Source organism: Mycobacterium mantenii, assembly GCF_010731775.1.
In the GTDB taxonomy this organism is placed as follows: domain Bacteria; phylum Actinomycetota; class Actinomycetes; order Mycobacteriales; family Mycobacteriaceae; genus Mycobacterium; species Mycobacterium mantenii.
In genome coordinates this window covers 5719929-5731674 of the sequence record NZ_AP022590.1, presented here as the reverse complement: position 1 = coordinate 5731674, position 11746 = coordinate 5719929, and the positions used below count along the sequence as shown (strand labels likewise).

Genomic DNA, 11746 nt, shown 5'->3' with positions numbered 1-11746 from the left:
CTCAACAACCCACTCATTCAGCAGCAAGTCACAAATTAAGGGCCCGCAGGCCCAACCGTTCGATCACAAGACGGTAACGAACCGGTCAATGTTGGGCAACTCCGACGCGGCGATGTTATAAGAATCGCCTGGTCGTTCACCTCAACCAGTGACCAATCCATACACCCGCTGAGCAGTGCCCGTTGTCGTCTCGGCCAGCTCTTCCGGGCGACGACCCACCAGTTCGGCGATCGCCCGAACAGTATAGGGAAGGCAATAGGGCTCGTTCGCCGTCCCCCGATAGGGATGCGGCGTCAAAAAGGGTGCATCGGTCTCCACCAGCAGCTGCTCCGGCGGTATCAACGGGATGGCCTCGCGCAGGGCGCGCGCGTTGCGGAAGCTCGCGGTGCCGGACAAACTCAGCAGCCATCCGGCGTCCACGCAGCGGCGGGCCATGGCGGCGTCCGACGAAAAGCAGTGAAAGATCACGGCGTCCGGAGCGCCCTCGGCAGCCAGCACGTCGAGCACCTCGGCGTCGGCTTCCCGGTTGTGGATCATCAGCGGTTTGCCGCACCGCTTCGCCAGGTCGATGTGCCAGGCGAACGCCTCCCGCTGCACGGCCGGCTCGGCGCAGCCGTCCAGGCGTCCGGGCCAGTACAGGTCCAGGCCGGTCTCGCCGACGGCCACCACCCTGGGATGGGCCACCAGCCGCTCGATTTCGGCGCGGGCGGCGTCGTCCAGCGCGCCGGCGCGGGTCGGGTGCAGCGCCACCGCCGCATAAACCCGGGGGTCCCAGTCCGCGGCGCGGGTGACCCAGCGCGCCGAGTCCAGGTCGTCGGCGATCGTGACGACCGCGACCACCCCGACCGCCGCGGCGCGGTCCACGATGGCCCGCACCCCCTCGGCGTCTTCGGCGCCGCACGCATCGAGGTGGGTGTGCGCGTCGACAAGCGGGCTCAACGGCTCGGGGGCCGGGGGCGGCTGACGTTGGGAACTCACGCGCACACAATAAGGTGGCCCCAATAAGGTTGAGGGCGATGAGGCCCTATTACGTCACCACCGCGATCACGTATCCCAACGGCGATCCGCACGTCGGGCATGCCTACGAATACATCGCCACCGACGCCATCGCCCGGTTCAAGCGGCTCGACGGGTTCGACGTCCGATTCCTGACCGGCACCGACGAGCATGGCCTCAAGATGGTCGAGACGGCGGCGGCCGAGGGCATTCCCACCGCCGAGCTGGCGCGGCGCAACTCCGACGTGTTCCAGCGCCTGCAGGAGAAGCTGAACATCTCCTTCGACCGGTTTATCCGCACGACCGACGCCGACCACATCGAGGCCTCCAAGGCGATCTGGCGACGGATGCAGGCCGCCGGGGACATCTATCTGGACACCTATTCCGGGTGGTATTCGGTCCGCGACGAGCGGTTCTTCGTCGAATCGGAGACCGCGCTCGTCGACGGGACCCGGATCGCCGTCGAAACCGGCGCCCCGGTGACCTGGACCGAGGAGCAGACCTACTTCTTCCGGCTCTCGGCGTATGCCGACAAGCTGCTGGCCCACTACGAGGCCAACCCGGACTTCATCGGGCCCGAGGTCCGACGCAACGAGGTGGTCAGCTTCGTCTCGGGCGGCCTGCGCGACTTGTCGATCTCGCGCACCTCGTTCGACTGGGGCGTGCAGGTGCCCGAGCATCCCGACCACGTCATGTACGTCTGGGTCGACGCGCTGACCAACTACCTGACCGGCGTCGGCTACCCGGACACCGAATCCGAGCAGTTCCGCCGCTACTGGCCGGCCGACCTGCACATGATCGGTAAGGACATCATCCGATTCCACACCGTGTACTGGCCGGCGTTTTTGATGTCGGCCGGAATCGAATTGCCGCGCAGGGTTTTCGCGCACGGGTTCCTGCTCAACCGCGGGCAGAAGATGAGCAAGTCGGTGGGCAACATCGTCGACCCGGCAACCCTTATCGAGACGTTCGGCGTAGACCAACTCCGCTACTTCCTGTTGCGGGAGGTGCCGTTCGGTCAGGACGGCAGCTACACCGAAGACGCCATCGTCACCCGGATCAACTCCGATCTGGCCAACGAACTGGGCAACCTGGCCCAGCGGTCGTTGTCGATGATCGCCAAGAACCTCGATGGGGTCGTTCCGCAACCCGGTGAGCTGATCGCCGCCGACACCGAGTTGTTGACGACGGCCGACGGGTTGCTGGAACGCGTCCGGGCCGGTTTCGAATCGCAGGCGATGCACTTGGCCCTCGAAGCGGTCTGGCTGATGCTCGGCGACGCCAACAAATACTTTTCGGCGCAGCAGCCGTGGGTCTTGCGCAAGAGCGAATCCGTGGCCGATCAGGCCCGCTTCCGCACCGTCTTGTACGTCACCTGCGAGGCGGTCCGCATCGCCGCGCTGCTGGTCCAGCCCGTCATGCCCGAATCGGCCGGCAAGCTGCTTGATCTGCTCGGGCAGGCCCACGACCAACGGACATTCGCGGCCGCCGGCACCCGGCTGGCACCCGGCACGGCGCTGCCGGCTCCCACCGGTGTGTTCCCCCGCTATCAGCCTGTTTCCCAAGTCGAATGAGCAAGGATCAAACGGCTCGACAATTCGGTTGAGGATCAAGCGAGTTCGACGACGCAGCCAATACTTGTGTGGCACTTTGGACAAAAGAGTCCAACATATGTTCTGGTATAGACCATAATCCTCGGTGTGGAACGACGCCAGAACAGGCAACAGAGCCAATCGCCGATGACGACTCTCAAGGAGCTACCCGCGCTGGTTGTGCTGGAGCGGATCCCGGTTCCCGTACTGGCCATCGGCGATGACGGCAGTATCTTGTTCGCCAACACCGCGTTTGCCGACATGATGGGATACGAACCTGACGAGGCCTTGACGCTGCGATTCGAGCAGATCTTTCATCAGGCCCCGGCGTCGGATTCGCTGCTGGCGACCGTCCACGCCCTCGCGAACATGGTCGTCGAGCTGGCACACAAGGACGGCTCGGTGGTGCGCGCGATGATGAGCAGGTCCGCGGTGCGCCGGGTCGACGACCAATTCGCCCTCGCCGCGTTCCAGGATCTGACCGAACAGCTCTGGGAAGAAGCGCGCTAGCTGTACCCGGTCAGCGGCGCGCCGGGCCGGCGGGTCTGCGCCGGCCCGGCACGCCGCCGGAGACCGTGAGCCGGAAGTGGTCGAACGACGAATTGCCGCCCACCGCCAACCGGGGCAATGCCAGCGGGTCGCAGCGACGATCGGCGAATCCAGGCGCGGTGGACAGCGCCCAGCGCACTCCACGGCGGCGCAACGCGTCCTTGGCTCGGGCGTCGAAATCCTGCAGCCGGCCATTCGGATAGGCGAAAACGGTTGGCGTCAAGCCGGTCTCACGTTCGAGCGCCGCGCAGGAATCGCCAATCTCCTGCTCCACCTTGCCGTCGGCGCACCGGGCGAGGATCGGATGGGTCACCGTGTGCGGGTACAGCGTCACCAGAGGGTCTTTGGCCATGGCACGCGCTTCGTCCCAGGTGAGCATCCGGAACGGGCCTGCGTCGCCGTCGTCGCGGTATCCGAGTGCGCGCAGGATCGCGTCGAGCGTTTCGATGCGTTCGGCGTCGGCGAGGTCCTTCAATGCCTCGACGGCCGCCTCGTAGACACCGCCCCGCTTGGCGCTGCCGTCCAGCGAGCGCGTCCCCAATCCCAGTGCGGCCAAATCTACTTCGGCGGCGTTGCTGCGGGCGATCGCCAACCACAGCCGGTCGGGCCACAAGGTTTCACCGGTGCCGATCGGGCCGGTCGCGACGAACACCGCCGCGGGCAGGTTCAGATCGCGCAGCACCGGCAGTGCGTGTGTCGCGAGGTTGCGGGTGCCGTCGTCGAACGTGATCGCCAGGGCGCGCGGCGGCAATGTCCCGGCGGCAAGGGCGGCGAGGGCCTCCTCGAGCGGCAGGACGTTGAAGTGCCTACGCACGTAGTCCAATTGGCGGCGATACAGCGCCGCGTCGTTGACATGCCAGCAGGGCGGCGACAGCGGTTGGTCTTCCACGCCATGGAACATCAGGATGGCGAGCATGTCGCGGTGTCGTCGCCGGGCCACCGCCGGAACCCCGGCGGCGCAGAGCAATCCGGCCGCGATGTTCTTGATGGTCGGGCGCGCCACGATGTCTGCGACTCGTGCCATCACGCGTCAGACTCTATCGGCGCCGCCAGGATTCGCGTCGCACGCGCCACAGAATCACCCCTGCGCCCACGATGGCCACGGCGACCCAACCCGCGCCGAACCACCACAGCCAGTCGAGGTCGGAATGGCCTCCGGATCCCCCGGCGGATGCGCCGGGCGCCAACGGCGGATGGTCGACGGTCACCGGGTCTTGCCCCGGTACCGACACCACCGCAACGCCTTTGAGCCGTTGCCAGTGCTTGTTGTTGTCGCTCTTGAGCCATCTGATCAGCTCGTCGAGTTGTCCGGGCGCTCCGTTGGACGTCGCGACCAGCAGGGATCGGCCGCGGTTGAAAACCGTTTGGAGAGAAGCGAACCGCAGCACCGGGTCCAGGGTGAGCTTGGCGGGCTTGTCGCCCGACCCGACGGCATTGACGGTGATCGGACCGCTGGGCCCCGCGGCCACCGGGAGCACCACGTCGGACTGGTTCCACCCGTCGGCGGAGACCAGTAGCGCGGGATTGGAGGAATCGATCGCTTGCTTGACGCTGGTGACGGTGGTGTCGATCGGGATCGAGCTGATGCGCTGCAGGCCCACCATGATGTCGAGCGCCCGCACGGTGTCGACGAAGGAGTGCTCGGCGACGCCCACCTGAACCCGCGGCATCAGTGTTTGCGGCACCGATTGAAAACCGTCCGGCACCGGCGGCGCGGCGGGGCTGCTCTGAATGATGCTGTCGCCGCTGATGTTCAGCGTCAGGAGCTGGTTGCCGGGACCGGCGGTGTAGAAGTCTCCGCAATGGCCGATGTTGCTCGCGACGTCGAGCACCAAGTCAACGCTGGTGTATCGCTGTAGCAGTCGGTCCGGGACGTCGACCCACCGGTCGATGTCGCCATGGCCGTCGGTCGGCCAGTGGTCGATGGTGTCCGGGCCGACGGTTACCGCGATCTGCCCGCCGATGTTGTTGGGCGTCGGAGTGTATGAGCCCCGCAGATGCACCCGCACCGAGTGAACGGATCTGCCAAACCGGGTCTGGTCCACTCCGATCGACACCCGTGGCTGCAGTGAAGTCGAGTTGGCAACGGACTGGCCAAGTTCGCGCAGCGTGGCGGTGTCCCCAGGCAATTGCACTTTGGGCTTGGGTGATTCCACCGAGGCCTTGGACGACAGGGCCAAATCCGACAGGTCGCTGAACAGCACGGCCGTGTCCGACTCGTCGGTGCGATTCAGCGGACCCGAAATCAACAGCCACGGCACACCGGAGGAGCCTTGCAGCGAAAGCCCGTTGTCCGGACCCTCTTTGACGACGACCTGACGTTCCAGCGATTGCGGCGGCGCCGGCGGCGCGCCCTGTCCTTCCTGCAACGGGATCACCACGATATCGGGCGCCTGTTTGCCATAGTGCGCGGCCGCGGAGGTGGCGAGTTGAATTGCGGTGTCAGACTCGGCCGTCGACGGCGATTGTGGCAGATATATGGTCAGTTTCCGCAGCACCGGCGGCAAGAAATGCGACACCGTGGTGGGCGGTAATTCGGTGCCCGTGTAGTTGACCGTCCCGTTGGCCAGACGCAGCGGGCTCTCCGGATACAGGCAAGCTCCGTCATTCGGCACCAGATAGGCCCGCAACGTCACCGTCAACCAATTGTCGATCACCTCTGCCCCGCCCAATGGAATGACGATCGGGGCCTGATCGGTGTTGGGCAGATTCAGGCGCGCGAGGGTGCGCTCGCCCTGCGACACGGTGAGCAACCCGGACCGCAGATTGATCGGCAATTCGACGGTCGCATTGAACGCCGCCGGGTTCAGCCCGTGCAGTACCGGAAGGGAAAGCTGCTGGCTGCTCGTCAGGCCCCAGAACTCCAGATTCGCCGAGGCACCAACGTCCGTCATCGACAGCGTCGTCGTGGTTGTCGTCGCCGAAGTCGACGTCGACGTCGAGTCCGACGGCGTGGTCGGGTCGGCGGGCGCACCCCACGATGCCGGAGCGCTCATCACCAAGAATCCGACGACACCGGCCAGCGCAATTAGTCGGCGGAGAGATTTCCGGTACATCACCGGAACAGTATGCATTGTTGAAAGCGCTTCAACCCCAATAACGGAATCGCCGTCGTGGCGACCGCGAAAAGGTATCTCGCACCAGCTCTTCGAAGATCCTGCCATTGCCGGCTATCCGGAACGGATCGTCAAAGAAGGGACGCCAGGGCGAAGGCGCTCATCGGGAACTACTCGGTTTTTGATTCCGCTGCGGCCTGGTCACGGGCGGCCCTGGCCGCCGCATGGCGCATTTCTTCGCGACGCAGGAATTGCTGGAAGTAGGGTAGCGACGCTTCCGAGACAACCCCAGGGAGCAGCAGATTCCATATCTGATGCAAGCGCGCGGTGGGGTCGCCGATGATGTTGCCGATTCGGCCGTGGCTCGATATGGCGCCGGTCACCAACCGCGCCCCGAAGATGGTGCCGATGATCGACGCGCTGAGCACGTCAGGGTCGATTTCGTCACGAAGGTCGCCTTCCTTGATCGCTCGCCGCGCCTCCTGCGCCGTTTCCAGCATCAGGTTCGCGAAGAAGCGCGAGGCCGCTCCGTTGAATCCGCTTAACGCCGTGGCCAATTGCGCGGCCGCGCGGGCCATTTTGTCTGAGCTCAACACCTCGACGATCGTGAATGTGCCGTGTAGCAGGTTTTCCAGCCCCGGCGACGACGCCCCGCAGACGTTGCGGAAAGCGCTCAGCAGCGTGTCCGAGCCTTCCTCGATGATGTTCGCGGCCAACGATTCTTTCGAATCGAAGTGGTGATAGAGAGCGCCCTTGGTCATTCCCGTTCGCTCGATGATGGTGCTCCATCCAGCGGCCGCATACCCGACGTCACCGAACACTTCGATCGCGGCATCGAGGATTTTTCGACGGGTGGCTTCAGACCGAACTTGGCGCGCCATTGTGCACGCACCTCCGGGGTCTCATTGGATGCGCGGATCGCTCATCGCGTTTCACGTTGCCCCGCACCTGCTAGTCGGTATCCGCGGAACTGGTATTGATGGCGAGTGCCGCACGCCGCCTGAGGAATTGGTGGAAGTACTCGGCGCGGTCCGGCTGCAGCACCCCGGTCAGCAGCAGGGACCAGCACTTCTCCAGGTCGCGCAGGAAGCGTTCCGGGTCGTCCAGGTTGCTGGTTTTCCGCAGCCCCATGTGCAGCGAGACCATCAAGCGGCCGAGGTCTTGCGGGTCGCAGTCAGCACTTATGTCGCCCTCGGCCTTGGCTTGCTCCGCGACTCTGGCCAGGGCTTTGATCCATTGGTCGAACAACTTTTCCTGCAGCCCGTCGGCCAGGCCGATCGATTCCATCAGGTTCAGGCCCGACCTGACGACATCGGTCTTGATGTCCTTGATCGCGATCAAATAGGAGAAGTCGATCAGGGTCTCGAGGCCCGAGAGCCCGCGCGACAGCAGGTCCCGCACGGCTTCGGCGCCGGCCTCGGTCTGAAAGTCGATGATCGCGACCGCCAACGCGTGCTTCGACTTGAAGTGGAAGTACATCGCGCCCTTGGTCAGTTCGGCCTCGGCGAGAATGTCGTCGAGGCCGACGTCGTGGTAAGGGCGCCGGGCGAACTGATGGGACGCGGCCCGCAGAATCTGTTGCCGGGTCGCGTCCGCTCGTCCATCGGTCGAATGGGTCGTCATCGCTGTCGAGAACTCGATTTCCCCGTGGCGCGAGTTTTGTCCCGAATGCCCAGGCCGAAGCCGACGCCGCGGGCCGTGCCGCCCGCCGTCACGTCGACAAACGCCTTGCTCCAGCAGGGCACAACTACCTCGGTTCTTCAGGGGTTGGAGCGAACACGTCGCTCAAGATATCCAGTCCACTTCCGAGGTTAGCAGTCATACGGCTGTCCCGGTTGACGCGCGCGTAAATACCTGAGGTCCAGATCACACGCCCTTGTCAAACCATTAGTATGTTTTATACGCTATTGTCAGATCGTCAGTTTGTAATCGGCTCCGAGATCGTATCGACCGTCTCACCGCATAAGGGGAAGCACATGTCGTTCGTTACGGCGAACCGCTGGTCACAGGCCTTACCTGGCCGGCAGACCATGGCTGACCTGCGGTTTGTCGACGCATTGCCGGTCGCTTTCGCCTCTCCCGCCGCCCCCGGCGCCTCGGCCCGACTGACGGCCAGGGCCTGAAATGATCGATTTCGGAGCCCTTCCCCCGGAGATCAACTCCACGAGGATGTACGCCGGCCCCGGCCCGCTCTCGCTGAGCGCCGCCGCGGTGGCCTGGGACGGTCTGGCCGCCGAACTGCATGCCGCGGCGAGCTGCTACCGGTCGGTGATCGCGGGTTTGACCACCCAGCGCTGGCTGGGCCCGTCGTCGCTGACGATGGCCTCCGCCTTCGCCCCGTACATGGCGTGGACGGCCGGGGCCGCCGCGCGGGCCGCGGAATCGGCCGGTCAGGCCCGGCTCGCCGTCGAGGTTTACGAAGCCGCCTTCGCCATGACCGTCCCCCCGCCGGCGGTGGCCGCCAACCGGGCCCAGCTCGCGATGCTGGTCGCGACCAACTTCTTCGGCCAGAACGCGGCGGCGATCGCGGCCACCGAAGCCGAGTACGGCGAGATGTGGGCGCAGGACGCCGCCGCGATGTACGAGTACGCCGCCGGCTCGGCCGCGGCCTGCTCGGTGACCCAGTTCAACCCGGCACCACACGTGACCAACGAAAGCGGGATGGCCCGGCAGGCCGCGGTGGTCGGGCAGATCACCTCGCAAACCGAACAGGCGAATCTCGCGCAGGTGGTGTCCAAGGTGCCCACCGCGCTGCACCAGCTGTCCTCACCGATGACCGCCGGGATCAACACGCTCACCGACGCCGGCGGCACCGCGGGAGGCGCCGCGGGCGGCACGGCCAGTTCGGCGGTCGACTCGGCCACCTCCTCGGCGATTTCCAGCCTGGTGTCCCAACTGCCCAACACCGCCGCCACCTACTTCATGGCCGGAGCCACACCCCTGTACGGGATGTCCTCCATCCTCGGCATGGCCCAGACCGCCCAGGGCCTGGCCAAGGCCGCCAGCGACGGGGCCATGGCGGTGGCGGGAACCGCGGCGTCGGGGGTCGCGAGCGCGGCGAGCAGCGGCGCGGGTGCGCTCGGGTCGCTCGGATCCGGCGTGTTCGGCAGCCTGGGCAGCGCGGCCTCGCTGGGCCCGCTGGCCGTGCCGGCGAGCTGGACCAGCGTGATCCCCGCGGCCAACAGCGCCGTGTCGGCCATGCCCGCCATCAACCTCGCCGGCGCGAACGTGCCGCCGAGCGTCATGGGCTCGCTACCGCGCCTGGCGGCCGCGTCCGGCAAGACGCTCGGACCCCGCTATGGCGTCATCCCGACCGTGATGACGCGTCCGCCCGCCGCCGGATATGCGTGAGCCATCGCATGCGCGACGAGGTTTTCTGCAGGCCCGGTCACAGAAGGAGCGGTAAGTGAAGTACACGCCCACCAACGTCGCCGGGGTGACCATCATCGATCTCGAACTCAGCCGCGACCATCGCGGGTTTTCCTCACGCTCGTTCTGCGCCCGGGACTTCGCCAATCACGGGCTGAATTTCGATGTCACGCAGACGAATATCGTCTTCAACTACACCCGCGGCACCGTGCGCGGCCTGTACCGTCAGGTGCCGCCGCACGCCGAGGCCAAGCTGCTCCGCTGCACCCGCGGCGCCATCGCCGCCGTCGCGGTCGACGTCCGTTCCGACTCTGTGACCTATGGCGACCACGTGATGGTCGAGCTGAACGCCGATGACCACCGGACCCTGTACCTGCCGCCCTATGTCGCCCACGGCTTTCAGACGCAGATCGACGACACCGAGGTCAGCTACCAGGTCAGCGGGCAGCAGCACGCGGTGCCCGATGAGCAGGGGATCCGCTGGGACGACCCCGAATTCGGCATCTCGTGGCCTATCCCGGTCACGGTCATCTCCGAACAGGACGCGAGCTGGCCCGCACGCAAACCCCGATTGGTTCCAGTGGAGCAGGTGGCAACATGCATCAGTCGGTAATGATTCGCAACACGGTGGATGTCATGCCCAGCCGTCGGCCGCTGAAAGCCTGGTCCCCCAGCGTGACCGCGGCGCATCGTGGCGAGACCAGTGCTTCGCCGGCGACCGCGGGTCCGCTGCCTTCGGCCAGTGGCAACGCCTTACGGCGTTGGCAGGACCACTATTCGCAGAATCTGCGCATCAGCGACTCGGTGATCGTCTGCGCCTCGGTGTTGCTTGCGCAGTATGTTCGCTTCGGCGAGATCGCCAACACCTCCGGCTACTCCGACCCGATGATGACGCTGTTCTCCGCCCTCTTCGCGGCGCTGTGGCTGTCGGCCCTCGCGGTATTCCAAACGCGCTCAACGCGAGTCATCGGCGCCGGGATCGAGGAGTACCGCCGGATCGGCACCGCATCCTTCTGGACATTCGGCATCATCGCGATGGTGACGCTGCTCGCCAAGGTCGACTTGGCCCGCGGCTATCTGGCGATCGCGCTTCCGGTCGGGACGTTGGCGTTGCTGGGCAGCCGCAGCGCGTGGCGCAAGCACGTCAACCGCAAGCGCGCGGAAGGCCAGTACCAGACCCGGGTTTTGGCGATCGGAGACCGCCAGGCGGTGACGCACCTCGCGCACGAACTCGCGCGTAGCCCGCTGGCCGGCTGCGTCGTGGTCGGCGTCTGCATCCCCGGTTACGGTCCACCCCGCGGCAACACCCTGACGATCGCGGGCCGCGAGATCCCGATCCTGGGCGACCAGACCCATGCGGCGACGGCGATCGCCAGCTGCGGTGCGGACACCGTGGCCCTGACCCAGACGGATCACTTTGGCATGCACGGGATCAGGGAGCTGATGTGGCAGCTCGAGACGATGAACGTCGACCTGGTGGTGTCGCCCGGTGTCATGGACGTGACCGAGGCGCGATTGACCCTGCGCCTCACCGCCGGGCTGCCGCTGCTACACGTCGACAAGCCGCAATACGAAGGGGCACACCGCTTCCAGAAGCAGGCCTTCGACTTCGTGTTCTCGCTGGCGGCCCTGGTTGCCACCGCGCCGCTGCTCATCGCGGCCGCCGTCGCCATCAAGCTGACCAGCAAGGGACCCGTCTTCTACCTGTCCGAGCGGATCGGAGTCGACGGAAAACCGTTCACAATGCTCAAGTTCCGCACCATGACCGACGGTGCGGACACGCAGATCGAGCAACTGCTGTCACTGAACGAGGGCGCCGACGGCATGCTGTTCAAGATGCGCGAAGACCCACGGGTCACCCCCGTCGGCAAGATTCTTCGCCGGTACAGCATCGACGAGCTGCCGCAATTCATCAACGTCATCAAGGGCGACATGAGCGTCGTCGGGCCGCGGCCCCCGTTGCGGCGGGAAGTGGACAACTACGAAAGTGACGTCAAGCGGCGGCTGCTGGTCAAGCCTGGCGTCAGCGGGTTGTGGCAAGTGAGCGGCCGTTCGGACCTGTCCTGGGAAGAGTCGGTGCGGCTGGACCAGTCGTACGTGGACAACTGGTCGATGTCGGGTGATCTGGTGATTATCGCCAAGACCGTGAAAGCGGTTCTAACAAGCCACGGAGCCTACTAGGCT

At 65.7% G+C, this 11746-nt stretch carries 10 protein-coding genes; 5 read left to right on the top strand and 5 right to left on the bottom strand.

Annotated features, from left to right (window positions below; translation table 11 throughout):
• Positions 1 to 141: 141 nt before the first annotated feature.
• Positions 142 to 984, bottom strand: a complete 843-nt coding sequence (locus G6N50_RS26460) for a TatD family hydrolase (RefSeq protein ID WP_083097967.1) — start codon at positions 982 to 984, stop codon at positions 142 to 144.
• Between the two features lie 32 nt (positions 985 to 1016).
• On the opposite strand from G6N50_RS26460, the gene metG reads away from it, so the two are divergent.
• Together metG and G6N50_RS26450 are read left to right on the top strand one after the other, a co-directional pair.
• Positions 1017 to 2570 (top strand): methionine--tRNA ligase, encoded by a 1554-nt coding sequence (gene metG, locus G6N50_RS26455; protein ID WP_083097966.1) that lies wholly within the window; start codon positions 1017 to 1019, stop codon positions 2568 to 2570.
• Positions 2571 to 2735: 165 nt separating this feature from the next.
• The gene (locus G6N50_RS26450; RefSeq protein ID WP_083097964.1) at positions 2736 to 3098 is read left to right on the top strand and encodes a PAS domain S-box protein; all 363 of its coding nucleotides are present in this window, start codon (positions 2736 to 2738) and stop codon (positions 3096 to 3098) included.
• A 10-nt stretch (positions 3099 to 3108) separates the two neighbouring features.
• On the opposite strand, the gene G6N50_RS26445 is transcribed toward G6N50_RS26450, so the two are convergent.
• The 4 genes from G6N50_RS26445 to G6N50_RS26430 all read right to left on the bottom strand — a co-directional run bounded on the left by G6N50_RS26445 (position 3109) and on the right by G6N50_RS26430 (position 7816).
• Positions 3109 to 4161, bottom strand: a complete 1053-nt coding sequence (locus G6N50_RS26445; RefSeq protein WP_083097963.1) for a polysaccharide deacetylase family protein — start codon at positions 4159 to 4161, stop codon at positions 3109 to 3111.
• 13 nt (positions 4162 to 4174) lie between these two features.
• Positions 4175 to 6211 (bottom strand): hypothetical protein, encoded by a 2037-nt coding sequence (locus G6N50_RS26440; RefSeq protein ID WP_083097961.1) that lies wholly within the window; start codon positions 6209 to 6211, stop codon positions 4175 to 4177.
• Between the two features lie 152 nt (positions 6212 to 6363).
• Positions 6364 to 7074: a TetR/AcrR family transcriptional regulator gene (locus G6N50_RS26435; protein WP_083097960.1), complete on the bottom strand. Its 711-nt coding sequence runs from the start codon at positions 7072 to 7074 to the stop codon at positions 6364 to 6366.
• 70 nt (positions 7075 to 7144) lie between these two features.
• Positions 7145 to 7816, bottom strand: a complete 672-nt coding sequence (locus tag G6N50_RS26430; protein ID WP_083097958.1) for a TetR/AcrR family transcriptional regulator — start codon at positions 7814 to 7816, stop codon at positions 7145 to 7147.
• A 501-nt stretch (positions 7817 to 8317) separates the two neighbouring features.
• Between G6N50_RS26430 and G6N50_RS26425 the strand changes: the two genes are divergently transcribed.
• The 3 genes from G6N50_RS26425 to G6N50_RS26415 are packed head-to-tail and all read left to right on the top strand — an operon-like array spanning position 8318 to position 11743.
• On the top strand, positions 8318 to 9544 hold the full coding sequence (locus G6N50_RS26425) for a PPE family protein (RefSeq protein ID WP_083097956.1): 1227 nt from the start codon (positions 8318 to 8320) through the stop codon (positions 9542 to 9544).
• A gap of 55 nt (positions 9545 to 9599) precedes the next feature.
• Positions 9600 to 10175, top strand: coding sequence for a dTDP-4-dehydrorhamnose 3,5-epimerase family protein (locus G6N50_RS26420; protein ID WP_083097955.1), 576 nt, complete (start codon positions 9600 to 9602; stop codon positions 10173 to 10175).
• A complete protein-coding gene (locus G6N50_RS26415) occupies positions 10160 to 11743 on the top strand; it encodes a sugar transferase (RefSeq protein WP_083097953.1) in 1584 nt (527 codons plus the stop codon). Before G6N50_RS26420 ends, G6N50_RS26415 begins: the two co-directional genes overlap by 16 nt.
• Positions 11744 to 11746: the final 3 nt, after the last annotated feature.